The sequence below is a fragment of the Streptomyces sp. B21-105 genome (genome assembly GCF_036898465.1).
GTDB lineage: Bacteria > Actinomycetota > Actinomycetes > Streptomycetales > Streptomycetaceae > Streptomyces.
The window spans coordinates 8,971,253-8,994,663 of the sequence record NZ_JARUMJ010000001.1; the positions used below are offsets into that span (position 1 = coordinate 8,971,253).

At 69.7% G+C, this 23,411-nt stretch carries 16 protein-coding genes and 3 pseudogenes; 7 read left to right on the forward strand and 12 right to left on the reverse strand.

Annotation, left to right across the window (positions count from 1 at the left end; translation table 11 throughout):
• Positions 1-137 precede the first annotated feature (137 nt).
• Positions 138-418 (forward strand): annotated as a pseudogene (locus QA802_RS40150) (1,4-beta-xylanase); the annotation flags it as partial.
• Positions 419-746: 328 nt separating this feature from the next.
• On the opposite strand, the gene QA802_RS40155 reads toward QA802_RS40150, so the two are convergent.
• Positions 747-1,091 (reverse strand): hypothetical protein, encoded by a 345-nt coding sequence (locus QA802_RS40155; protein WP_334533771.1) that lies wholly within the window; start codon positions 1,089-1,091, stop codon positions 747-749.
• A gap of 143 nt (positions 1,092-1,234) precedes the next feature.
• On the reverse strand, positions 1,235-1,840 hold the full coding sequence (locus QA802_RS40160; protein WP_334533774.1) for a dihydrofolate reductase family protein: 606 nt from the start codon (positions 1,838-1,840) through the stop codon (positions 1,235-1,237).
• A 526-nt stretch (positions 1,841-2,366) separates the two neighbouring features.
• Between QA802_RS40160 and QA802_RS40165 the strand changes: the two genes are divergently transcribed.
• On the forward strand, positions 2,367-2,729 hold the full coding sequence (locus QA802_RS40165) for a hypothetical protein (RefSeq protein ID WP_334533777.1): 363 nt from the start codon (positions 2,367-2,369) through the stop codon (positions 2,727-2,729).
• A 637-nt stretch (positions 2,730-3,366) separates the two neighbouring features.
• Here QA802_RS40165 and QA802_RS40170 read toward each other — a convergent pair.
• Positions 3,367-3,738, reverse strand: a complete 372-nt coding sequence (locus QA802_RS40170; RefSeq protein WP_334533780.1) for a hypothetical protein — start codon at positions 3,736-3,738, stop codon at positions 3,367-3,369.
• A 264-nt stretch (positions 3,739-4,002) separates the two neighbouring features.
• Here QA802_RS40170 and QA802_RS40175 point away from each other — a divergent pair, with 264 nt between their 5' ends.
• Positions 4,003-4,602, forward strand: a complete 600-nt coding sequence (locus tag QA802_RS40175) for a hypothetical protein (protein ID WP_334533783.1) — start codon at positions 4,003-4,005, stop codon at positions 4,600-4,602.
• Between the two features lie 57 nt (positions 4,603-4,659).
• Here QA802_RS40175 and QA802_RS40180 read toward each other — a convergent pair whose 3' ends face one another.
• Both QA802_RS40180 and QA802_RS40185 read right to left on the reverse strand, forming a co-directional pair.
• Complete coding sequence (locus QA802_RS40180; RefSeq protein WP_334533786.1) at positions 4,660-5,685, reverse strand: aminotransferase class I/II-fold pyridoxal phosphate-dependent enzyme; 1,026 nt, start codon at positions 5,683-5,685, stop codon at positions 4,660-4,662.
• Positions 5,682-7,031, reverse strand: coding sequence for a radical SAM protein (locus QA802_RS40185; protein WP_334533789.1), 1,350 nt, complete (start codon positions 7,029-7,031; stop codon positions 5,682-5,684). The genes QA802_RS40180 and QA802_RS40185 overlap by 4 nt, the downstream gene beginning before the upstream one ends.
• A 218-nt stretch (positions 7,032-7,249) precedes the next feature.
• Between QA802_RS40185 and aspA the strand changes: the two are divergent.
• Positions 7,250-7,469: pseudogene (gene aspA / locus QA802_RS40190) on the forward strand (aspartate ammonia-lyase); the annotation flags it as partial.
• Positions 7,470-7,659: 190 nt separating this feature from the next.
• On the opposite strand, the gene QA802_RS40195 reads toward aspA, so the two are convergent.
• The 3 genes from QA802_RS40195 to QA802_RS40205 all read right to left on the reverse strand — a co-directional run bounded on the left by QA802_RS40195 (position 7,660) and on the right by QA802_RS40205 (position 14,641).
• Complete coding sequence (locus QA802_RS40195; protein WP_334533792.1) at positions 7,660-9,084, reverse strand: non-reducing end alpha-L-arabinofuranosidase family hydrolase; 1,425 nt, start codon at positions 9,082-9,084, stop codon at positions 7,660-7,662.
• 165 nt (positions 9,085-9,249) lie between these two features.
• Positions 9,250-11,559: a beta-L-arabinofuranosidase domain-containing protein gene (locus QA802_RS40200; RefSeq protein WP_334533795.1), complete on the reverse strand. Its 2,310-nt coding sequence runs from the start codon at positions 11,557-11,559 to the stop codon at positions 9,250-9,252.
• Positions 11,560-12,187: 628 nt separating this feature from the next.
• A complete protein-coding gene (locus QA802_RS40205; protein WP_334533798.1) occupies positions 12,188-14,641 on the reverse strand; it encodes an ATP-binding SpoIIE family protein phosphatase in 2,454 nt (817 codons plus the stop codon).
• Positions 14,642-15,109: 468 nt separating this feature from the next.
• Between QA802_RS40205 and QA802_RS40210 the strand changes: the two genes are divergently transcribed.
• A complete protein-coding gene (locus tag QA802_RS40210) occupies positions 15,110-16,093 on the forward strand; it encodes a BtrH N-terminal domain-containing protein (RefSeq protein WP_334533801.1) in 984 nt (327 codons plus the stop codon).
• A 127-nt stretch (positions 16,094-16,220) separates the two neighbouring features.
• Here the strand turns inward: QA802_RS40210 and QA802_RS40215 are convergent, their stop codons facing one another.
• A complete protein-coding gene (locus QA802_RS40215) occupies positions 16,221-16,784 on the reverse strand; it encodes a DinB family protein (RefSeq protein ID WP_334533804.1) in 564 nt (187 codons plus the stop codon).
• Between the two features lie 152 nt (positions 16,785-16,936).
• On the opposite strand from QA802_RS40215, the pseudogene QA802_RS40220 reads away from it, so the two are divergent.
• Together QA802_RS40220 and QA802_RS40225 are read left to right on the forward strand one after the other, a co-directional pair.
• A pseudogene (locus QA802_RS40220) lies at positions 16,937-17,229 on the forward strand (PadR family transcriptional regulator); the annotation flags it as partial.
• 226 nt (positions 17,230-17,455) lie between these two features.
• Entirely contained in the window at positions 17,456-18,094 is a 639-nt protein-coding gene (locus QA802_RS40225; RefSeq protein ID WP_334533807.1) for an HAD family hydrolase, read from the forward strand.
• A gap of 176 nt (positions 18,095-18,270) precedes the next feature.
• Here QA802_RS40225 and QA802_RS40230 read toward each other — a convergent pair whose 3' ends face one another.
• The 3 genes from QA802_RS40230 to QA802_RS40240 are packed head-to-tail and all read right to left on the reverse strand — an operon-like array spanning position 18,271 to position 23,101.
• The gene (locus QA802_RS40230) at positions 18,271-19,728 is read right to left on the reverse strand and encodes an MFS transporter (protein ID WP_334533810.1); all 1,458 of its coding nucleotides are present in this window, start codon (positions 19,726-19,728) and stop codon (positions 18,271-18,273) included.
• Positions 19,725-21,731, reverse strand: coding sequence for a PEP/pyruvate-binding domain-containing protein (locus tag QA802_RS40235; protein ID WP_334533813.1), 2,007 nt, complete (start codon positions 21,729-21,731; stop codon positions 19,725-19,727). The genes QA802_RS40230 and QA802_RS40235 overlap by 4 nt, the downstream gene beginning before the upstream one ends.
• Positions 21,728-23,101 (reverse strand): ATP-grasp domain-containing protein, encoded by a 1,374-nt coding sequence (locus QA802_RS40240; protein ID WP_334533816.1) that lies wholly within the window; start codon positions 23,099-23,101, stop codon positions 21,728-21,730. The genes QA802_RS40235 and QA802_RS40240 overlap by 4 nt, the downstream gene beginning before the upstream one ends.
• Positions 23,102-23,411: the final 310 nt, after the last annotated feature.

Genomic DNA, 23,411 nt, shown 5'->3' on the forward strand with positions numbered 1-23,411 from the left:
AATACCCCCGACGCAAGGAGAGCCGGCGAGTGGGATGGATCGTACGGATTGTCCTGCTGCACGGAGAGACGCCCTGTATCGGCTGTGGACGACCATGCACCGCGGCGACATCGACCCGCTTCGAGCGGAGAGCGGACGGCGGCATGGTGCCGCGCTCCCCGCTCGGCGCCAAGGGGGTCCCGCGACGTTCGTGCGGTCCCCCGACGGCAGCAAGTACTGGATCATCGCCACCGACCTGTGCTGGGGCTGCGGTTCGACCGTGGACGGCTCCACCGACAACGGCAGCCGCAACCTGGTGGTGCGGGAGTCGACGGACCTCGTCACCTGGTCGCAGCCGTGGCTGCTCAACGTCGCCGGCGCGACCCCCGACGGCCGCAACGCCTGGGCCCCCGAGGCGATCTGGGCCCCCGAGACCAACGCAGGCGCGCGCGGCGCAGTGGGAATCGAAGACGGACTGCGTGCGGCTTCCCATGCAGGGGCCGCACACAGCCGGTCGCCGGCCTTGCGCCCGGACTTGATCTCAGCGCTGCTGTGGCGGTCGGGCGCCGACTGGTTCCACAGCTCGACGCGGCGGCCCCTGAAGCCGAACGAGGCTCCGCTCTGCGGCAGTCCGCGTTGCCCACCGCAGAGTGCGCCACAGACCTGTGGAAACCTTGCGAAACAGCCGTGACCTGCGCTTTCGGGCAGCATGCTCACGTCACCCCGTACCGTGACCGCCTCTGTCGGCAAGACGCTCGCGGCTATGGCTACGGCACGAGGACCACGGAGTTGATCGGCGTCATGTCGTACGGCGCGAAATCACCGGTCTCCCGGGCCACTTCGGAGCAGTTGACGCCGTTGTACCCGAAGCAGACCTGGAAGCCGGCACCGCCGGTCTGGCTGTTGACCAGCACGCGATCGCCGGTGACGTTGGACAGGTTGTGATAGCCGTAGCTGTAGAAGATGTTCCGACTCAGGATGCCGCCGTCCGTCTCGCGGATGCAGACTGCTCCGGACGGGCAGGCTGTCGCCGCGTCGGCGCTGGGCGCCATGGCGAGCCCACCCCCGACGGTCAGTGCCAGCGCTGCAGCGGTCGTCGCGATCCTGCGCATGTTCGGCCCCCTTGTTCTGATGTCCACGTTCGAGGTCGCCCCAGAAGAGTCCCTGCGACGAGGGCGCCCCGCCAATGTCCCTTCCGGCCATTGTCGCCACGCTGGCGTGACGCCATCACTTCCCGCCCTGGCCAGGGGCGCTCCTAGTAGCTGTCGTAGCTGGGCTTGCCGTTCGGCCGGTAGACGCCGACGACGGTGCCGCCCTTCGTCGTCGAAACGTTGACCGGCTCCAGCGCAGTGGGGATCGCTCCGTCGGCGAACAGCCGCTTGCCGGTGCCGACGATCACCGGGTGGACGGTCAGCCGGTACTCGTCGACGAGGTCGTGCCGCATGAGCGTCTGAGCGAGGTCCCCGCTGCCGACGACGTTGACGTCGCCGCCGTCGGACTCCTTCAGCCTGCGTACCGCATCGACGGTGTCGCCCTGGAGCAGCGTGGAGTTCTGCCACTCGACCGACGTCAGGGTCCGGGACGCCACGTACTTGTGCATGCTGTTCATCCGGTGGGTGAACGGGTTGTCGGGATCGGCGGTCGGCCAGTACGACGCGAAGATGTCGTACGTCTTGCGGCCGAGCAGCATCGCGTCGGAGTGCTCGTACCAACCGGCGATGGCCGCGCCGACCTCGTCGTCGGCCACCGGCTTCTGCCAGCCGCCGTGCTCGAAACCGCTTTCGGCGTCCTCGTCCGGACCACCCGGCGCCTGCATGACGCCGTCCAGGGTCAGGAACGTGCAAACAATGATCTGGCGCATGGTGCGCTCCCTTCGTCGACGGGTAGACCCCAGGCTCGCCGGAAACTCATCGGCGGGCTTTCCGCGGCGCAGCACGGGCAGCCGTTCGAAGCCATTCGGAGGTGTGGCGCGGTACCTCTCGGCCGACCCCGGCGAGGTCTGGCGTGCGCGGCCCGAAGCCCGGGGGCGGGCGAGCCGCGGGGAGGCGCGCGGCGCACGATGCCGGGCTGCGCCCGCTTCGACCGCGCACCAGTCCGCCCTCAACGGCGTCTGATCGATCCGCTGGATGCCGCGGTTGCGTCCACACACAGCGGCAGAAACGGGACTTGAGAGGGTGTCAGGTCCATCATGCCTGCTCGGAGACGGTTTCGGTAGGACCCAGCGCACGCCCGTTCGACCTTGTGGCAGTCGATTTCGCGCGCGAGACTCGTCGTCATCCACTCCCCGGTCGACGTGTCGGCAGCCCTTGGCGGCTGTCGATGCGTTCACCGTGCTGTCTCGCTGTGTGACGTGCGTCGACCGGGGGTGACGGGACGAAGGGGGAGCAATGGATCAGGACATGGTGATGCTGGCGAGGGTCAGACTGCTCAGTGCCAACCGGCGCGTGGTGCGCGGTGCCGAGGGGCTGTGGATCTACCGCCTTCTGACGCCGGTCGAGCCGGAGGTGTACGGGTCGAAGCTGGCGTACGTCCTGGTGGAGGCGAGCGCGTCGCTCCTGGTGCAGGGGTCGCCCGAGCAACGGTTGGCCCTGTTGGACGAGGCCATGGAGGTGGCCAAGGCTCTCAGTGCGTCGAATCCCTACCGGTCCATGGTGCTGGCGAGGGCCCTGGCCGCCAGGAAGCGCGAAATGGAGGGCCGACCGACGGCGCCCCCTGTGCCCGAGGGCTCAGGAGCATCGGACGCCCCTTAGAGGAGAGCCGCAGCGCGCGCATGACCGTGTGAGCGTCGGACCACGACTTCTCAGACGGTGAAACCAGGGGAGGAACCGGTTGCTGTCGTGTCTGGCGCCTGTCGGTTCACTCCCGAGGAGTGTCGCATCGAGCTCTGAACGCGGCCCGCGGCCTCTACGGTGCGGGCAGCACGGAGTGCAGCACGATGGGGGAGGCCTGGAGCGCGGTCAACTGAAGTGAGCGCCATATGACGTCGGAGGCGTCACGCGGCCGCCCGGTCCCGCGTCGGGGACCGGGCGGCCGTCAGCGGGTGCACCGTGGGCGGTGTCGGGGTGTGGGGGATCAAGGGTCGTCCTTCAGCCGCCGGCACGGCGCGGACATCGCGATCCCGGCAACGCCGGTGACATCGGGTGACATCGGTTCTCCCGGGCACGGACCCGGAGGCCAAGCAGGTCGTGCGCGGACCTCTCGCCGACCTCGGCCGGCAGCAGGAGTGGGTCACGGCTCGGCGGGACGGTGACCGCACGGGCCGCCGGGGCGGCGATCCTGTTCGTGCCACCCGTGATCCGGTCCAGTGATCCGATCCAGCGGATTCGCGCCCTTCGCAGTCTCGATCACCCGCTGGGTGCCCGGCGCGACGGAGGACGATGACCCGCATCACGTGCCATGGACCTGTCCACGCCAGGTCAGCGTCAATTCCCCGACGACCGGCAGCCCGAGGGTGGGGGCCAGGGTTCCGCTCCCCGTCATGCCCGACGTGAGAGGCAGGGTGAATTGCTGGAGCGTGGCGATCAGATGGCGGTGCCCCTCGCCGCCCGGCACCAGCACCCACAAGTGAAGGGTCTTCGCAGCGGGCTCCCACTCCCAGACCCCTTCTTGGCTCATGGCTCCGCCGATGAATGCCATGGTGCCGAACCATTTGTCCGTCGGGTGAGGGCCTGAGATCCCCGTATCCTCCCACTCGAACTCGATCTGAGCAGTCTGAGGGGTCCAGCTCGGGATGATGTCAATCTGCCCGCCGCGTCTCATGATCGCTCCTGATCAGTGTGGCTGGAGGTTTCCCGGAGCGGCCCACAAGGCCCATCGTTCCAGCGTAGGGCGCGGCGTCTCTGCCGGCGACTTCACATGATCTCGTTGAATCGACGAATCACCCTGCGGAAAGCCGGAGTGGGGGATGCCGGCCTTGGTGGTCGGCGGTGCGAGGGCGGCCTCGGTCCCCTGGGGGATCGGTGCGACAAGCACCCAAGGGACGGGGCGTGAGAGGGTGTGATTCGCTTCGGGACAGGGGGAGATGTGGGGCTCACCTACAACTACGACATCTACGTGCGTCCGCGGAATGTCGGCAGGGTGTTGACCGAACTGGCCGAACTGGCGCCACCGGCCCGTGCCGTGCCGCCGTTGGAGATCACCCTGCCCGGCGGTGACCGGCTCGTCCTCCCGTTCACGTCCCGTTTCGAGAGCGAGCCGGTCGACTGCTCCACGAGCAGCACGCTCGAGCTCGACATGTCCCTCATGTTCGAGCTCGATGACGCACTGCGTGAGTACGCGCAGACGAACGGCTCCGACCCCGAGGCCGACGGGCGCATCCAGATCGGGTACATCTACGCGATGATCCGCTTCGAGTCCCTTCTGCACCCTGGCTACACGTCGGTGGACTGCTGGGCAGCGACGACGGGAATGAGTCGCTTGTTCGCGCGGTCGGTCAACATCAGGAAAGTGTTCACCGAGCTCACCGCCGACAGCGGAGGAGTGTGCTGCCTGTTCGACACCGGAGACGGCGCCCCCGAGCAAGTGTGCTGGCTCAACGGTGAAGCCACTCAGGAGATGGTCTCCGGTCCTCGCTTTCCCGATCGGCGAGCACTTGCGGCGACTTGGGCCGACCCGGAGAAGTGAGCATCGGTGCTCCCTCGCTGAGGCCACGAGATCGGGGCGGCCGCGCCCTTCGGCGTTTCATCGGCCACCGCCCGACGCCGGGCCGAACGTGTCGGCCAGGCTGGTCAGGACGGAGCCGGGCCAGCTGGTCTCCCCGAACACGCTGACCGGCATGGCGAGCACGCCGCACTCACGCAGGAGCGTCCGAGCCGGGATGCCGACCGGGAAGAAGTAGTTGCCGGGGCAAGTCCGGCTCGCCGTGGGAACTGCCCCGAGCACGTCGTCCGGCAACCGTTCGAACAGCCGCTCAGCCCGTGCGGCCAGTTCGTCGACGATGCGCCCGGGCATGTCGCCGTGCTCGGTCAGCAGTCGGTGGGCGAGTCCCAGTTGCTCCCGGGCCGGCGGGTCCGACCGGAACGCTTCGGCCCACTCCGCCCACTCGGCCTGCTCCTCGCCCAGAAGGACCACGCCGAAGGTGCGTGGCCACAGCCAGCCCTTGGTGACCGAATGCAACAGGACCGCGCAACCGGTGTCCAGCAGTCGCCGTGTGCCCATGGCGAACGGAGCTCCCAGGTCGTAGACGCTGTCGATCAACACACGGCGGCGCGGTGATTCGCGCAGCCACGAAATCACCGCGGCGCACTCGGCCTCGGACAGGTAGCGGCCCAGTGGCTTGCTGGGGTTGGCGAGCAGCAGGTACTCGGCCCGGTCGTCCGCCGGCGAGTTCGGCAGGGCCGGCGCCGGCAGCGTCGGGTAGGACGCGGGCTCCAGGCCCGCAGCGCGGGCCAGCTCGAAGTAGACCGGATACACGTCGCTGGGAAGCCACAACCGCGCCTGCACGGCGTGCAGGCGCTGGAACACCACACCGAGCCCGTGCCGAACTCCTCGACAGACCATGGCGTGGCCGGACCACTCTTCCGGCAGCTGAAAACGCCGCAGCCAGGCACGGGCGAGGTCACACCGGTGCACCGTACTCACGTCGGCAGGCGGCTTCGGTCGCATCGGCGCAAGTGCCCGGTACACGTTGGTCTCGGCGGCGTCCAGAAGCGACGGGGAACCGCTGAGTTCCCGCTGCCGGAAGTCCTGGAACTCCTCGAACCTCATGCCGTCGCACCTTCCGGCACGATCTCGCTGGCCCGGTCCTCCAGGGAGGCGTAGCAGCGTCCGTCGGCCATCACGTTCCAGCTGCGCGCGATCCCGTTGGTGCGTTCCCAGAGCAGGCTGGGCTCGGTGTACGCGGCTATCCGCATCGTTCGTCCGTCCCAGTCGCCGTGGTAGACCGGTGCGCCCCAGGGCAGGCGGCTCGCCAGTGCGAAGCCGTGCTGCTCGGCGAACCCGGTGACGACCGACAGCGACACCTGGTGCTCTCGGCTCCAGACGTTGGCGGCGCGTTCGAAGTAGAGCGACTCGGTGCTGGTGGATACGTAGAGCTCTTTGAAGCAGACTTCCTCGACACCGAGGGCGGCTGCCCACGAGAGGTAGTCGGCGACCCCGTCCGCGTCGGCGACGCCACCGTGCTGGAGCACGCAGATCAGCCTCATCCGCAGCCCCGGCCGGCGGTCACGTTCCGTGCGCCAGGTGTCGATCACCGCGCTCACCGGTGTGCGCAGCGTCATCAGCCGCTCGTTGACGGCGTCGTCCTGATGGTGACGGGAGACCGCCAGCACGCTGAGGCCCGCGCCGCTCAGGGCCGCGAGGCGCTCGGCTCGGTCAGCGTGCCCGCCTTTGGCCAGGGTGTGCGCGTTGGTGATGAGAACGACTTTGGGGAAGGCCGCCGAGCAGGCGGACACCAGTCGCAGCTGCTGTTCGAACGGTATGAGTGTGGGCTCCCCGCCACCGGTGATCACCGCCCGCTCGGCGCCCGCCGCACGGGCGCGCTCCAGCCAGTGGGTGACCGCGTCCCACGGGACGCGCGCCGGCGCCTGGTCGCTGGAGATCGAGGCCGAGGAGAAGCAGAACGAACACCGCGCCTGGCAGGCGGAGGCGACCGGCAGAAGCGACACGGAGCGCGGTCGTGTGTCGGCGTAGCGACGCAGTGCCGACCCCTGCAGATGCAGGGATGCCGCCATCGCGTCCTCGACAGTTGTCGGGCGCAACGTGAACCCGTCGCACTCCTCGCCTACCTGGTCGAGCTCGTGGACTGCCGACAGTCGGATGCGAGCCTCGTGCAGTTCCATGCCGAGGCCGGTCGCCGCGTTGGGGGCCAGCTTGTCGGGGTCCACTGTGGTCTCCAGCACCAGCAGCCGGTCTCCGGGAATAGCCAGACGCTCCAGCAGGCGTCGTGCCTTGCCGATACCGATTCCCAATTCCGCACGGGACAGCAGATGGAACCGGTCGGGATAGGTGCTCTCCGGGATCCCCGCCTTGCCGTAGGCGTACGCGTACTTGTCGAAGCCCTTCGCGAAGTTCGACAGCACGATGACGTGGAAGCGCTGGTCGCCATGGTTCATCCCGTCATCATGCATGAAGGGGTTCCCGATGACATGGGCCCGAACTGCACGCGGATCGGAACGCGGTGTGCCGACCCGATCGTCGGCGAACCCGCCCCCGCCGCCGCCCCACGGTCGACGTCCGCTGTGTCGGGTCCGGCGCTCGGCAACACCCTGCGTCAACGAGCGAACCCGTGTGTCGGGGCGGGGCGGGCCACCGTCAGCTGAGGGACGCGTCTGACCAGGTCGCCTTCGAGGTGATCGGCAACGACGCCACCGTCACCATGGCCGCTGAGGCCGGGCAGTTGCTCAACGCCTTCGAGCCGGTCATCCTGCACTCCCTGTCGGAGTCGATGGTCCGTCCGCGTGCCGCGTGCCTCACCCTCGCCGAGCGCTGTGCGGACGGCATCACCGGCCGGCACCGAGGTGCTGCGCGCGAGCGTGGAGAACTCCGTCGGCAGCGGCCAGATCCGCGAACGAACCGCAACAGCGGCAAGGGAAGAAGGACGGCGCGGTCCGCCGCTGGTCGTTCCGGCCGCCGCAGGCCTCGAGGAAGGCAGGGAGTCCTGCCTTCCCGGGGCCGAGCGGGAGCCGCGTGTTCGGGGACCCCGCCGGCACGGTCATGAGCCGGTGATCACGGGCGCACCGGTCAGCGCTGCAGGGTGAGGACGCCCGGCCGGTAGGGCAGCTGCTCGTAGGGGGTGCCCTGCGGCGGGTTGGGGGCCTGGCCCTGGTAGAGGAACTGAAGGTTGCAGGGATCGATGGTCATGGTCTGGTCGGGGTTGTTGCGGACCAGGTCGCCGTGGCTGATGTCGTTGGTCCAGGTGGCGCCGCTGTTGGCCTTGCCCGCGAAGGGGCTGCTCTCGCTGGTGGCCTGCGGAGTCCATGAACCGTTCAGGCTGGAGGCGGTGAACGAGCGGAAGTAGCGCACGTTGCCGGACGTCTTCGCCTCGACGATCATGAGGTACTGGTTCTGGTCCTTGACCTTGTAGACCTGGGGCGCCTCGAAGAGGTTGTTGGTCGTGTCGCTCATGACCGTGGTGTACGAGGAGCCGAAGTTGCCCGGGAAGTTCCCGATCGGCATCGTCGCCCTGTAGATCTTGCCGTTGTCACCGGCGAAGAACAGGTACATGTTCTGGTCGTCGGCGATCAGGGTCTGGTCGATCGGACCGGTGCCGGATTCGGTGCTTGGGATGGTGCCGGTGAACAGCGGCTGCGGCGCGGACCAGCCGTTGGGGTTGGTGGGGTCGCTTGAGGTGCGGTAGATGAAGGGCCACGCGCCCCACTGATAGGCCAGCACCCAGATCTTCTTGGGCGCGAAATAGAGCAGGGTGGGCGCCACCGCGTTCTCGTTCATGCCGGTCTGGGGGGCCGATGCCATGTCCGACCAGTTCGTGAAGGGGGCGAACGCCATCGAGCCCCACTTCTTGGCGGACGTCGAATAGTTCGTCCCGTAGACCAGGTGCTTGCCGTTGTACGTCACGGTGGTGAAGTCCTTGAGCGAGGACCATCCGTTCGACGGCTGCGCCAGGGCGCCCGTCGAGGTCCACCGGTACGTCGACGGCAGGGAACACGTGCTGGCGGTCGAGGCCAGACCGGTCCACTTCTGGTTGCTGCCGCCGTTGCACGTCGCGATCTCGACCGCCGTGCCGTTGGCCGTACCGGATCCCGTAGTGGCCAGGCACAGCCCGGATTCCACGCCGACGATCGTGCCGTCGGAGTTCACCCGCCACTGCTGGTTCGCACCGCCGGTACAGCTCCAGATCACCGGCTTGGTGCCGGGCGTGGTGGCGTGGCCCGGAGCGTCCAGGCACTTGTTGCCGTACACGGTCAACTGGTTGCTGTCGGTCGCCGTCCACTGCTGGTTGGCGCCGTTCCAACAGTCCCAGATCTGCAGGGTCGTGCCGTTGGTCTGGCTGGCGCCCGGAACATCGAGACACCGCCCGGAGCCCGTGCCGCGCACGGCGCCACTGCTGGCCGCATGAGCCGGGTTGACGACGAGCGTCGCCGCCGAGGCGACCACGGCCGCCAGCACCACGGACAGATGTCCGCGGCTGAATCCACGTCTGTGCATGGGGGCCTGCCTTCTTTGAGTGAGCGATTCCGGCCGGCCCCTCGGAGGCCGGCCGGACTGTCGATGCGCGGCCCGATCCTGATGTTCGTCATATCGAACAAAGGTCGAAGCGTCGAGCATACGGAAGGGCGTGTGATCAGGATCCGCCTGGAGGCGGACCTCGGCTCAACGCAGGATGCGCCAGCGGTTGTCGGCGGTGCCGTCGTCCGAGTCCTGGACCGCGAACGCGCCGACGGCGGTGGAGTTGTTCGCGATGGCGAGCAGCTTGCCGCTGTTCACGTTGCGGATCTTGTAGGTCCCGTCGCCCTGGTCGAGCAGCGTCCATCTGTGGTCGGCGGTGCCGTTGTCCGACCACTGCAGCACGGTGGCACCGTCCGCCGTGGACATGTCCAGGATGCCGAGCACCTTGCCGCTGTTGGCGTTGCGGAAGCGGAACGCGTTTCCGTCGGTGATCATTTCCCAGTCGTGGTCGGCAGTGCCCGAGTCGTTCCACTGCAGGGCGCGGCCGCCGTCGGCCGTGGACATGTTCTGGATGCCCAGCACGAGACCGCTGCCCACGTTGGCCAGCCGGACGGTGCTGGTGCCGCTGGTGTTCCAGTAGACGGTGTAGTTGTGGCCGTGCGCGTTGTGGAACGGGCCCAGGTTGACGGTGGCGCCGTTGGCGGTGGCGGTGAAGGCGAGCGAACTGCTGCTGGTCCGTGTGATCGAGGAGGTGTTCAGCGACGGAAGGGAACTGAGCGTGGTGTTCCCGTAGTTGCCGGACAGGACCACGGGGCCGTAGGTGATCGCGGCGACGTTCGCGTTGTCGTTGGCCGCGCGCATGACGACCCGCATGGGCAGGCGGACGGTGACCGTGTCGCCGGAGGTCCAGGAGCGGTTCAGGGTGGCGTAGCTGCCGGGCGTGGTGGTGATGTTCTGCGCCGTGCCGTTCACGCTGACGGTGGCCCCTGCGGTCCAGCTCGGGATGCGGATGCGCATCGCCCAGGTTCCGCTGACGTTGCCCGTGACCTGGAGGGTCGTGGTGTCGCTGTCGGGGAACGACGTGGTCTGGGTGACCGTGATTCCGCGCTCCGACCAGGTGAGCACCGAGGGCACGAACAGGTTCACGATCAGCGTGTTGTCGGTGCGGAAGTAGATGGAGTCCATCAGCCTGGTGTGCATCTCCAGGCCCGTGCCCTGGCAGCACCAGAAGGTGCCGTAGTCGGTGCTCCAGGTGCCGCCGCCCCATGCCGGGCCCACGCCCCGTCGGCCTCCCGGGCCGAGCGGGGTGAAGTAGGTGACGTGGCCGTGGTCGTCGGCCGGGTTCTGCTGGCCGATCATCTGGTTCAGCCAGGCCCGCTCGTAGTAGTCGAACAGCGCGGCCCGGCTCGGGTCCAGGGCGAACAACTCTCGGGTGAGGGAGAGCATGTTGAAGGTGTTGCAGCTCTCGCAGGTGTCGTTGTTCAGGTAGCCGGCGATGGCATTCGGGGCACGGAAGTGCTCCGCCTGGCTGTTGCCGCCGATGGCGTAGGTGTGCGAGTTGACGGTGATGTTCCAGGCGTTGGTGGCGATGTCCCGGTAGCGGGTCGTGCCGGTGGCCTTGTACTCCCGGGCGGCCCCGATCCACTTGGGTACCTGGGTGTTGGCGTGCAGCCCGTTGAGCTGGTCCTGGCCGGAGGCCAGGGGGTCGAACACCGCGGCGTGGTCGAACCGCTGGGCCACGGTGAGCCACCGCGCGTCGCCTGTCTGCTGGTAGAGATCGGCCAGCACACAGTTCATGCCGCCGAACTCGGTTTGCAGCATGGCCTGCATCTGCTGGCCGCTCAACCGTCCGGTGCGCCAGTCGACCCATCCCGCCAGGGCGAGGAGCACGTCACGGGCTTGAGTGCTCCCGATGTGGCGCCATACGTCCAACAGGCCGACGAGGGTCTTGTGGATGGTGTAGTACGGCACGTTGCCGTTGGTCAGGGTCCGCTGCTCGAGAGCGGTGAAGTCGGACTCGGGGTAACCGGAGAGGTATCCGGCGCTGAAACCGGCGGCGCTGTTGTTGGCCTGGCATTTGGCCAGTTCCGCGACCATGGCGGTCGCCTTGTCCCGGCAGGTGGTGTCCCCGGTCACGGCGTACAGCTGAGCCCACGCCGTGAGGAAGTGCCCTTGGACGTGGGTGCGGAAGGGGAACGACGGCGCGTCCCAACCGCCGGTGGCAGCAGCGCCGTTGGTGGACAGGCGGTGGTTGGCTCGGAAGTTGTACAGCAGCCGGTCGACGTCGACGAACCGAAGGTAGTTCCGCGTACGGTTCTGGTTGTCCAGCCATCGGCTCGCGGTGAGGCGGACCCGACCGAGGTCGAAGGGGTGCGCGGCGACCCCGATGTCGGTCCTTGCGGGAGGTGTGGCCGCGTGGGCGGGAGTCGCGCCGATGAGGGATCCGGTGGCAGAGGCGGCGGCGGCCGCCCCGGCTGCTTGCAGGAGGCGCCGTCTGCTGACGGAGGAGGCCATGGTGCACCCTTCGGTGAGGAGCGAGCGGCAGCTTGGTCGTCGGTGTGTCGGCTCATGGGTCCGGCGGCCGGATGCGGCACATCACGGGCTGATCTGCTGCCGATGCGGTGCCAGGGGTCTCGGTCCCATCGATCCGGTCCGCTGATACATGGGATGGATTAACGGACACGAACCTCGCTGGTGTCTAGTCTTGCGACACAAAATCCTTGATCTTTCCCGAACGGTCCGGGCCCGACGGTGACTTGGCGACCCGTCGGACATCGGATGTGCCGCGCGGTCGCGTGAGGGGTGCGACAACTGGACGAGGTCGGCCCGGCCTGTCGCCGGGGCTCTCGCCCCGCCCGGGCCGTCCCGGAGACCGCGCCGCCCCCGCCAGACCGCGCCGCCGCGGGTGGGGTCCGTGGCGGCGCAGCAGGGGGCAAACGGGTCAGGCCCAGGGGCTGACCGCGGTGAAGGAGCTGTCGGTTTGGGTCATGGTTCCGTCAATGTTTCCGGCGGGTTCCGTTCCGGCAGGGTTCGCGCCGCCCCGGCTTTCGAAATGCCGTGGCCCCCGGGTTGCTTGGGCACCCGGCGTCCTTCAGTCTGAGGCGCCCTCGAGGAGCTCCGTGCCCTTGACCTGGCTTGGATCTCAGTGCCGCTCGTGCTCGGGGAGGGTCTGGGCGCACCAGATGGTCTTGCCGTCGCCGGCGTGCCGGGTTCCCCACCCCTGGGTGAGCTGGGCGACGAGCAGCAGGCCCCGGCCGCCCTCGTCGAAGGCGCGGGCCCGGCGCAGGTGCGGAGCGGTGCTGCTGGCGTCGGAGACCTCGCAGATCAGGGAAGTGTCGCGAATCAGCCGTAGCCGGATCGGCGGCTCGCCGTATCTGATGGCGTTGGTGACCAGCTCGCTGACGACCAGTTCGGTGACGAACGCCGCCTCCGCCAGACCCCAGGCGTCCACCTGGTCGACGGCGAACTTCCTGGCGCGCGGCACCTGCTCGGTGTCGGGTTCGACGTCCCAGTCGGCGACGTGCTGGGGAGCCAGCGCGTGTGTGCGAGCGAGCAGCAGAGCCGCGTCGTCCGTGCGGCGATCGGGAAGCATGGCGTCGATCACCGTGTCGCACAGGGCCTCCAGGGACGTTGCCGATCGGTTCAGGGCGCGCTGCAGTTCGGCGAGTCGCTGGTCGACGTCGCGTTCGCGGCTCTCCAGCAGTCCATCGGTGTAGAGGGCGAGCAGACTGCCCTCCGGCAGTTCGAACTCCGCGGCCTCGAACGGCAGTCCGCCGATGCCCAGCGGCGGCCCCGGATGGGCGGGTACCGGGGTCCTGGTGCCGTCGGGGGAGATGACCAGCGGCAGGGGATGGCCGGCGCTCGCCAGCGTGAGGCGCCGGGAAACGGGGTCGTAGACGGTGTACAAGCAGGTGGCGCCGGACTCGCCCGTCGGCTGGAAGTGACTGTCGGGCCGGAGGTCGCTGGCGAGGTGGAGGACGAGGTCGTCCAGGTGGGTCAGCAGCTCGTCCGGTGGCAGGTCGACGTCGGCGAGGGTGCGGACCGCCGTGCGCAGCCGGCCCATGCTGGCCGAGGCGTGCAGACCGTGGCCCACGACATCGCCGACGACCAGGGCGACCCGTGCGCCGGACAGCGGAATGACGTCGAACCAATCGCCGCCGACTTCCGTGCCGGTCCCGCCGGGCAGGTAGCGGGATGCCACCTCGACCGCCTCCTGGTTCGGCAACCCCTGCGGCAACAGGCTGCGTTGCAGGGTCAACGCGGTCGTGCGCTCGCGCGAGTACCGGCGGGCGTTGTCGATGGCGACGGCGGCCTTGGCGGTCAGCTCTTCGGCGAGGATCAGGTCGTCGGCGGTGAAGGCCTCGGGCCGGTCGAGCCGGGAGAAGGCGACGACGCCGAGCAGCGCGCCGCGCGCCCGGAGTGGCACGGTGATCCGGCCCGTGAGGCCGTCAGCGGCGACGGACTCGTCGATCACCGGGTTGCCCGGCGGCCAGTGGGCCGGGTCCGCGGCGAGCCCGGGTCCGAAGGCCCACTCGCCGCCCTCGCCGGGCTCGACGGCGAGCTCGACCGTGGGCAGGCCGGTGGCCATACAGCGGGCGGCGACGGAACCGGGAGCGTGCGCGACCTGTGTCGTCGGTCCGGGCACCCGGTCTGCGTCCTCCTTCGCGCTGTGCTGGGCGGCCCGGCTCAGCGTGATCGTCTCGGCGGGGGTGAACGCGGACGCGGAGGGCGGCTCGTCTCCGTGCAGCACCTCCTCGAAGAGATCCACGCAGACGAGGTCGACGAATCCCGGCACCGGGGTCCTGGCGAGTTCCTGAGCGGTGCCGATCACGTCGAGCGTCCGGCCGATGCCACCGCTGGCCTGGTTGAGGAGGAGCAGACGCTGCCGGGCCCAGTACTCGGCGCTCATGTCGAATCCCCAGTTGGCGACCGCGCGGACCCTGCCCTCGGCATCGCGGACCGGCCATATGCTGGTGGCCCAGGCATTGGCGTAGTTACTGCCCAGGGGGCGGAAAACGGTGATGAGGCGCGTGGCCTCGCCCGTTCTCGCCACTTCTGCGAGCGCGTCGGTGTAGGGCTCGTCGTCCCTCTCGGGAAACAGCGTGCGGTCGAATTCGGGAAGCACCTCGCGGTATTTCTTGCCGAGCACCTGCTCCTCGGAGTGCGCGATCACCCGGCCCGAGGACGCGTTGATCCACAGGAAGCGCAGCTCGGGGTCGTAGACGCCCAGAGCGAACGGGGACTGCTCGAAGGCCTGGTCGGCGATCATCGGGCGGCGGCCCCAACGCTGCATGATCACCACGCGGCCCAGCGCCCGCCCGTCGGGGGTGAGCAGTGTGTGAGCGGTCACCACGGCGTCCACCGTGGAACCGTCCCGGTGGCGCAAGGGGACGAACCCCGTGGCGTCGGGGCCGGCGTCGTAGCCGTCGAGGAGGCCGGGCGGCGGGGGGTCCACCAGCAGGTCGGTCACGGGGCGCCCGACGGTGTCCTCCGCCGTCCAGCCCAGGAGCACCCGGCCCCCCTGGCTCCAGCCGCTCACCATGCCGTCCAGGTCCACCATGACAGCGGCTGTGGGGGCATCCTGCTTGTCGACCATTTTCACGCACCACGCCTCCGTCCGGACAGCCGTGCCCGTCAGAGCTGGATTCCAGCGGCTTCTTCCAGCCTAGATCGGCCCCCGCTTGGCGGCGCTCTGACGGACGCGTTCGAGGCGCCGCGCTCACCGCGGTGCCGCGGCCGGGGCGAGACGGCCCTGGCGGAGCGCACGGGCGGTCCGGCGCGATCGTCGGCGTTCGCCTCCCGCGCCGACGACGCGATCGGGCGGCACGTCGCACGCGAAGCAGGGGATCGAACGCCTCATTCACGTTCTTGGCACCGAAACCGTGAACGCTGCCCCGCCGCCCCGTTCGGAAGATGACGAGAACCCCACAACGTGAGTGACGGAACACGCCCGTCCATCGCTCGACTTCTGCTGCACTGGCTGCCGGCCCCGGCCGCGCGAGCGGGCCCGGGCCGGGGCACGTCATCTGTCGTTGTCATCGGATGGGGCAGGAGTATCAGGCGCATGGCCATGGTGGAAGGGATCGACAGCCGCGGTATGCAGCACTGCGAGACGACGGCGCTCGACGTGCTGCTGCGGCACGAGGGCCTCGACGTGTCCGAGCCCATGCTGTTCGGGCTCGGCTGCGGACTGTCCTTCATCTACTGGGACGCCAAGGGAATGGACTTCCCCTTCCTGGGCGGCCGGGTCAAGCCGTTCGAGCTCACCAGGAACCTGGCCGCCGGCCTCGGCCTGGAGCTCCTCGTCGAAGAGACGACCTCTGCGCGCAAGGCGTGGCAGCACGTGGCGCGACCCATCGACGCCGGTCGGCCCGTAGGCCTCCAGCTCGACAGTTACCACCTGGACTACTTCACCACCAAGGTGCATTTCGGCGGGCACATCGTGGCCATGTACGGCTACGACGAACAGCAGGCCTACCTGGTGGACACCGAGCAGCAGGGCGGGGCCGTCTCGACCGGTCTCGCGGGCCTGGCCAAGGCCAGAGCCGAGCGTGGTCCCATGACCGCCAGGCACCGTTCGTTCACCGTCGTCGTGCCCACCGGCCGGACGTCGCTGAGAGACCGGATCACCCCCGCGATCACGGCCTGCGCCGAGGCCTTTCTGAATCCGCCCATCGCGAACCTGGGGCACCGGGGCATCGAGAAGGCCGCGAAGCAGGTGCCCACGTGGCTGCAACGCAGCGAGAATCCGCGCGAGGACCTGCCAAGGGCCGCCCTGCTGTTGGAGAAGGCCGGCACAGGAGGCGCCCTCTTCCGAAACCTCTACCGGGACTTCCTCGCCGAGTGCGCCGGACTGGGCGAGAACAGTCACCTGCGCACCGGCCACCGCCTGTACGCCGAGGCCGCCGTCCTGTGGACACAGGTCGCGGCACTCATCGCGACAGCGGGCCACTCCGGCGACGCGAAGCACCTCGTGCAGGCCGGAGCGGTGCTCAGTGAGCTCGCGCGCATCGAACACGATGCGATGCGCGCACTCAGCATGCTCTAGCAGGCCACGTCACGTCATGCTGTCGCCCGGCGGCGGGGCGCGTGACCTGAGCCGGGCGCGAACCGGTCCCGGGCGGGCGTTGACCGACGCGCGCGGCGGAGCATCACCGAGTCCACGCAGGTCGTATTCAGCGCGGCACGGGTCCGTCCAGCCGGCGGTAGAGGTCGCGCAGCAGGGAAATCTCGGCGCCGTGATGGATCAGCTCTCTGTTGACGTGCAGGACCCTGTTCTCCATGGGAAACCGCTCGGGACCCACCGTGGGCGGATTCTCCAGGTCGGCGTCCGAGAGCTCGCGGACCCCCGCGTTCCATCTCCCATACATCTCATCGAGCTGTTTCAGCGCCTCGTCAGCGGTCCCCGCGTAGGCGAATGTCTGGGAGTCGACATCCGGGCCGCCGAAGTACCATCCCACCCGATAGCCCAGGCACGAGACGATGATGTGCGCCAGCCGCCAGGCGATCGTGGTCACCGGCGCCGGCGCCGGCATCGGGTCAGGGGACGCGGAGTCCATCGTCCACTCCCCTGAACCTGCCGACATCGGTGCGGCCGACGTGCCACGTGGGCGAATGCTCCAGCAGCCACGCACCGGCTCCCAGAAGTACTCCTCATCGGCAAGACCGTCCAGCCGCGGCCGCAGGTTCTTGTGCCAGTACCAGTCCAGCTGGTCTGCGAGTCGCTCACTTCTTGTCATTTCCGCACACTACATACAACGGAGACCTGGCTGCGACGCTCGCGGACGCCGCCGGCCCGGTGGAAGCAGCAGAAGAGGACGTCGAGTTGGCTGAGCTGTTTCTCAGCGAGGCAGCGTTGCCGTGCAACCAGGTGCAGAGGAGCATCGTGCGCATGGCGCTCGAGCACCCGACCCCCGTCTCCCTGCTGGAGAAGCCGGGCTCCGGTGATGAGCCGGCCCCGCGGTTCGAGCGGTCCACCGGGCACTTCCGGACGCCGCACACCAGCAGAACTACCGGGTGCTCAAGCAGATGGGCGGCGACGGCTGGATCGACGTCCGGGACGTCCCGCAACGGGGGCGTCCGGACAAGAAGGAGCAGCACGAACTCCAGCATGTCGTGTTGCGCGGCGACGCCGCGTACGAACGCATGGTGATCGCCTGGCTCGACGACGTCCTCGTCCCACTCGCCGCTGGGGAGACCATCAGTCCGGACGGCTGTCGAGCAGGGCGTGACGCTCTTCGACCCGGCCGCGGCGTACGGCTGTTCACGTCGGAGCGGATCGTCGGCGACGGCCTCCGGCGCGCCGGCGACAAGGTGGTGATCACGTCGAGCCGTAGTGGGTTCGGCCCGCCGATGGACCGCAGGAGCGTTAACGTGTCATGTCTATGACATTAAAGGGGTGACGGTGCATATGAACGGATCCGTTGACAACAGTTCGACCCGTCTGGGCCTCGTACTGGGCGCGGCCCTGGTGTCGACCGTGCTCTGCACGCCGGCGACCGTGGCCGCTCCCGAGGAGGCCGGGAAGGGCCAGGGTGCGGCCGCCATCAAGCCCGCGCACGGCGAACGGACGTGTCCCGTCGTGTACTTCGACCTGGGGGAGACCCTGGTGCACACCGCCGCCGACGGCAGCACCACCTACCTGCCCGGGGCGGCCTCGTACCTGCGTACCCTGCGGGAACGCCACGTCAGAGTCGGCCTGATCACCAATGTCCCGCCCTCCTGGGGCACGACCGACACCGAGCGCGCCGCCCGGCTCCGGACGGAGGTCGACGCGACATGGCGGGGTCCGGCGGCCTTCGCCTGGGCGGACTTCGGCGACCGGATCCGTACGCCGCGCACCGAGGCCGAACGCAAGCCGTCCCCGGTCCTGTGGCAGCGCGCCAAGGAGGACTCGGCCGGCTGCCCGGTCGTCTACCAGGCGGAGACGGCCCAGGAGGTGTGCGTGGCCTCCTCGCTGGGCTTCGTGTCGTATCAGGTCGGACTGCCGCACCGGCCCGCGTTCCTGCCGGCGGGACTGGTCGAACTCCTCGGCCGTCGCCTCGCTTGAACGCAGCCGCAGCCGCAGCCGCAGCCCGAACTTGCCGGTCGGCGTACACCCTTGATCCGGGGCGTACGACGACGGACCGGCGCCCGCACCACGGTCATCCTTTTCGACGGTGGTCAAAGGGCTGATCTGCCGGCTGCCCGGCGGCCGGTGGCCTGATGGCCCGGCGGGTCCGGCCGTCAGGTCGTTCGTGATCTCCGAGGGGTCTGGCTCGGTTCGAGGGCCTCCTTGCGGCCGGCGTCCCCCGCGTCCGCCAGGTCGGGCGTAGCGTCGCCCGCCTTCGCCTCCGCCGACGCGGTGCCACCGGTTCCCGCTCGCCCGCCCGCCCGGGACGGCAGCGCCAGATTTCCGTCCCGGCCCGCACGGGCGACCACGCCGCTGCGCAGCAGCAGTTGGAATGCCCCGAGCAGCACCGCCGTGGCCAGCGCGCTGTGCCACAGCAGGGCGTCCAGATGACCGGCCGACAGGTACGCGCCCGCGGCGATCGCGGCCAGTGCGCACACCGCGCGGTCCACGATGCTCTCCACCGAGAGCAGGGTGGCCCGTGGTGCGTGCGCGGGGACCGCGTCGTTGACCAGTTTGCGCTGGACCGGGAACGCGAACCCCGTGGCGCCGGCGAACAGGCAGAGCAGCACGACGACGGTCCATGGCCCGCCGAGGGTCATGGCCGCCAGGGTGCCCGCCAGCGCGAGGCTGAGGACGGACACCCAGGCGACCGGCGGCAGTCTGCGGCTGAGCCATTGGGGTCGCGCGGACGCCACCGCCTCCGCCACGGTCATGGCGGCCAGCACCCCACCGTGCGATGCCTCGCCGATGCCGTGGTCCAGCAGGATCGGCTGGAAGAGGTTGACCTGGCAGATGCGTGACAGCGTGAAGACGGCGACACCCTGCACCATCACGAGGGCCAGGCACGGCGAGGAGGCGACGCAGCGCAGCGCGGTCCCCGCGTCCCGCAGGAAGGCGCCGCCCCGGCGCCCGCCGTCACCCCGGCCGATGCCCGTTCCGGTGTGCGCTTCGGCTTCCGCTCCGGCGAGGCGGGGCAGCAGCACGGCGCAGACGAGGGAGCCTGCCGCGCTCGCGGCGCTGAGCACGTACGGGGCCGGGTGCGCGAGAGCCATCAACGGGCCGACCAGCGGCCAGCACACCACCTTCGCCGCCAGCCCCAGTGCCCGCGCGGTGCCCTCCGCCCGAAGGTAGTGCTCGCCGCACCGTTGCGCCCGAAGCCCGTCGTACAGGTAGGCGCTCGCCGCGCCCGAGGTGAGCGACCGGCCGGCGGCGATGGCCAGGAAGTGGATCAGGAACCCCGTGTAGGAGGCGCTGACCACCGGGGCCAGGTTCGCGGCCGTCATCACCACCGCGCCGGCGCGCAGGCAGTTGCGGGTGCCGATCCGGTCGGCGATCAGCCCGGTCGGGATCTCCAGCAGGCAGAAGGCCACGTAGTAGATGCTCTGGATGCCGAAGATCTGCCCGTCCGAGAGGCCGGCCGCCTTCTGGTAGGCGTAGAACACCGGCATCCACCACAGCAGGTTGAACAGCAGTTGGAAGCCGTAGTTGAGCCGGATGATCCGGCGGGCGGTGTCGGTCAGGCCCGTGGCGGCTCCGGTGCCGGGGCGCCGCCGGCCAGGACGCGCCCTCACAGCGCGTAGGGTCGGATCTGGACCAGCCGGAAATCGCCCTGCTCGGTCATCAGCCACTCGATGTCGAGGGGCTTGTCCACGTCGGCCGCGCTGAAGTGGGACTGCAGGAGCCGTCCGGTCAGGGACAGGTCGGCGAGCCGGGCGCGGACCGCGGCGGACAGCCCCTGGCCCCACGAGCCCAGCGCGACGGTACGGCCGCCGCCCTCCACCGTGTTGTACAGGTACTGCTGCGGCGGCACCGTCCCGTCGACCACCTGCTCGGGGGAGCCCGGGGAACAGTTGAGGTAGACGTTGCGGAAGTCCTCCCGGCGGGTCGGGTTGCAGGTCACGAGGACGCCGCCCAGGGAGGCGGGCAGGTACTCCTGGATGATCACACCCATGTAGGTGTCGTCGAGGGAGATGCCGACCTGGTGGCGCAGCCGCACGCTGCGGGGCGACACGAGGGAGGCCCACACGTGGCGTACGGCGTCGAGGAGTTCACCCGTGCCGTGGACGGTGGTGACGGAGTCGTAGACGCCGGCCGCGGAGAACCCGGGTAGGTCTTCGGCGTTGGAGGAGGAGCGCACCACCAGCCGCCCGCGGGAGGCCGCCGCAGCGGGAAAGGCCTGGTCGATCTGCCGGGTGACCGACTCGGGGACGGGAGTGTGCCGGATCAGGTGCTGCAGGTGCAGGCACAGCGAGTCCAGGACGTCGGTGGCATCGAGTTCGAGCGCCATCTTCAGCTTGCCGATGCCCTGCTGGAGGGCCGGGGAGGAGGCGAGGAACCGCTGCTGGAGCGCGAAGGGGAGTGCGACGCCCTCCGGGGCGCCGACCGTCTCCGCGACGAACTCAGCTGCCCTTGCGCGGAGTTGCTCGACGGTGAAGGGGCTGAGGCCGAGGCGGGTGGCGAGGTGGCCGTAGAGGTCCTCGCGCGGCGGACGGGGCCGGCCATAGAAGGAGGTCAGGTCCACCGTGCGGCTGTCGAGGACGTGGTGCAGCTCGCCGAGGTTGGCCGCCTTCGTGCCGTAGCGGTCGCGGTCGGCACTGCGCAGCCGGTGCAGGGAGAGCACGGGGGCGCCTTCGAGCAGCGGCGGCTCGAGGCGTATGCGCTGCTGGTGCCAGGCCGGCGCCCGCAGGTCGGGTTCGTGGTCGAGACGCTCCAGGGATATGTCGTCCTCGTCGACCCGGTAGCGCACCCACGCGTCGTCGAGGCCGTCCTTGTCGACGAGTTGCTCCAGATCGCGGACGATCGCGTTGGGGATGCCCCAGCCGGAGGCGAGGACGTTGGTGTGCGAAAGCGGTGTGATCGGCGCGGTGTTGATGAAGCCGGCGACGCGCGGTACGTCGTCGGGCAGGCACGGCATCGCCACGATGTCGGCCCAGCCCAGGCCGGCTTCGGCCGCCGTGTACTCCTCGGCCGTCCGGAAGAAGCGCAGCCGCCCGGTGGCCTCGCCGGGGTTCAACGGTGTGCGCTCCCGGGAACCGAACAGCTCGTGGCCCAGAATGCGGGGCACCCGCCGTTCGGAGATCGCCGACAGCGTCTCCTCCTGCCCGTGGTTGGCGGGCTTGAGCAGCAGCGGCAGCCTGCTGTCGACCCGGGCCCGGACGAACTCGTAGAAGAACGCGAGCAGTTCGCCGTGCATGGTATCGGCCTCGGTCGTCTCCAGGACGAGGAACGGCCGCTCCCTGCCCGCCTCCTGCTCGGTGTGCAGGGACAGCACACCGAGCAGGAACCGGCGCTCGGGATCGGTGTAGACGGAGGCGTTGAAGGCGTCCAACCGCGCGTCCAGCGCGGCCAGGTCCATCCCCAGCACCCGAGTGGCGACGTAGTCGACGTGGAAGGGGTGTGCGCCGGTGTCGAGCAGATGCCAGGTGTTCTCCGCGCGGTCGACGACGACCTTGAGATAGGGGTGACCCGCCAGGACTCCCGACAGCGTCCGGAAAAGCGGCAGGGAGAGGTTCTCGCCGACGACCGTGCGGTCCGTCGCGGGCTCGGCGGCGCCGGTGGCCAGGTGGGTGCTCATGCGGGAACCTCCTGGGACTGCGCGGCGGGCAGCACCCGGGGCAGGGCGTCCACCAGGGTCTCGAAGTCCCGCAGCACCGTCCGCGGGTCGGCGGCGGAGAGCAGGCACAGGGCCGCCATGGTGTTGGCGCCCGCGACGGGGTCGTAGACCGGCACGACACTGCCGTCGGGCAGGGAGCTCTCCGCCACCACCGACAGCTCGCTGTCCGGGCTCAGCGGGACGTCCGACGCGACCAGGGGGAAGTCCCAGACCTTGCGGCCCTGCCAGGCCTCGCCCCGGCCGTCGACCGCGAGGACGACGAGGGAGCCCGCCGCACCCCGGGCCCGCTCCGGGGTCAAGGCCTGCTCCGGCCAGGCGACCGGGCGTCCCAGCAGGTGGTCGACGAGCATGCCCACCAGGTCCAGTTCGAAGACCTCCTCGATCTGCGGCACCGTCATCGCGCCGCCGAACCGGGCGGCGGTCTCGATGAGCCACATGCTGCCGTCGGGGCCGAGCTTGATCTCCGTGTGCGTCCCGCAGTCGAGCAGGCCCAGCGCGTCGACGGCGCGGCGCGCCAGGTCCACGACGCGTTCCTGCGCGTCGGGCGACAGCAGGGCGGGCGTGATGCCGGCGCGCTCGGTGAACGGCTCGATCGTGGGCATCCGGCCGCTGAGGCAGACGGGATGGAAGACACCGTCCGCCACGACGCCCTCGACGCTGAGGTAGTCGCCCCAGCCGGGCTCGTCGAACCAGCCCGCCACCGTGCCGCTGACGATCTCCTCGACCACGAAGTCGGCATCCGCCTCGGCGACATGCAGCTCCGCGTATCCCAACCGGGCGGACTCCGCCATGACCTGGCGCGAGCGGGCCCAGGCGGCGGACGCCTCGCCGGGAGAGGTGATGATCTGGTGGGCGGTGGATCCCGCGCTCCAGGCCGCCTTGAGGAGCAGCGGACAGGACAGGGAGCGCACCGCCGCCCGCAGATCCGCCTCCGTGGCGACGGGGCGGAACGCGGGCTGCGGCAGGCCGCTCCTCTGCCAGGTGCTGCGCATCAGCCGCTTGTCGCGCGCGAGTGCGGCGGCTGCGCCCGCGCCCGGCAGGCCGAGCTTCTCGCAGGCCTCGGCGACCGCGGCGACCGCGTACTCGGAGAAGGTGATCACGGCGTCCGCGCCCACCAGCCGGGCATGCGAGACGATCAGGGCGACCAGGTCGGAGCGGCCTGCGTCGTCCGGCGTCGTGACCGAGGCGCACAGTCTCCCTGCGGAACCCGTCACGGCGGGGGGAAGAGCGCTGAGCGCCAGCAGGTGCACGTCCGCCCTCGCAGCCGTCCGGGACAGGACATGGCCGAGCGGCGGACCACCCTTGGCATGCACCAACAGCACCGTGCTCACAGAAATTCGTCTCCATTCACCTGGTCGGCGGGGGCCGTCCTCGGCACCGGTGGCGCGGTGACGGGCCCGGGGATCGTGTGCGGGCAACGGCGTCCGGAGACGTGGCCCGCACACTCCAGGGGACCAGGCTGTAACCGCCCATATCGCCGCAGAGGCCGCTCGCGACTCAGGCAAATGCCTGAGTCGCGGGGTTGATCCGCACATTTTCGTCCCCGAAATCCGGGCCCGAGGGGCAGGGGCGGCGGCCACCGTCCACTTCCGGCAACTCGGCCGGGAATGGAGCTTGTGCTGCACCGGGCGGGATATCCAA

Bases quoted from the DNA above. Each gene is read 5' to 3' on its own strand.
- QA802_RS40235 (WP_334533813.1), bottom strand. From the start codon at position 21,731: ATGAGCACCCACCTGGCCACCGGCGCCGCCGAGCCCGCGACGGACCGC.
- QA802_RS40215 (WP_334533804.1), bottom strand. From the start codon at position 16,784: ATGACAAGAAGTGAGCGACTCGCAGACCAGCTGGACTGGTACTGGCAC.
- QA802_RS40165 (WP_334533777.1), top strand. From the start codon at position 2,367: ATGGATCAGGACATGGTGATGCTGGCGAGGGTCAGACTGCTCAGTGCC.
- QA802_RS40200 (WP_334533795.1), bottom strand. From the start codon at position 11,559: ATGGCCTCCTCCGTCAGCAGACGGCGCCTCCTGCAAGCAGCCGGGGCG.
- QA802_RS40160 (WP_334533774.1), bottom strand. From the start codon at position 1,840: ATGCGCCAGATCATTGTTTGCACGTTCCTGACCCTGGACGGCGTCATG.
- QA802_RS40155 (WP_334533771.1), bottom strand. From the start codon at position 1,091: ATGCGCAGGATCGCGACGACCGCTGCAGCGCTGGCACTGACCGTCGGG.
- QA802_RS40210 (WP_334533801.1), top strand. From the start codon at position 15,110: ATGGCCATGGTGGAAGGGATCGACAGCCGCGGTATGCAGCACTGCGAG.
- QA802_RS40185 (WP_334533789.1), bottom strand. From the start codon at position 7,031: ATGAACCATGGCGACCAGCGCTTCCACGTCATCGTGCTGTCGAACTTC.
- QA802_RS40225 (WP_334533807.1), top strand. From the start codon at position 17,456: ATGAACGGATCCGTTGACAACAGTTCGACCCGTCTGGGCCTCGTACTG.
- QA802_RS40170 (WP_334533780.1), bottom strand. From the start codon at position 3,738: ATGAGACGCGGCGGGCAGATTGACATCATCCCGAGCTGGACCCCTCAG.
- QA802_RS40205 (WP_334533798.1), bottom strand. From the start codon at position 14,641: ATGGTCGACAAGCAGGATGCCCCCACAGCCGCTGTCATGGTGGACCTG.
- QA802_RS40180 (WP_334533786.1), bottom strand. From the start codon at position 5,685: ATGAGGTTCGAGGAGTTCCAGGACTTCCGGCAGCGGGAACTCAGCGGT.
- QA802_RS40195 (WP_334533792.1), bottom strand. From the start codon at position 9,084: ATGCACAGACGTGGATTCAGCCGCGGACATCTGTCCGTGGTGCTGGCG.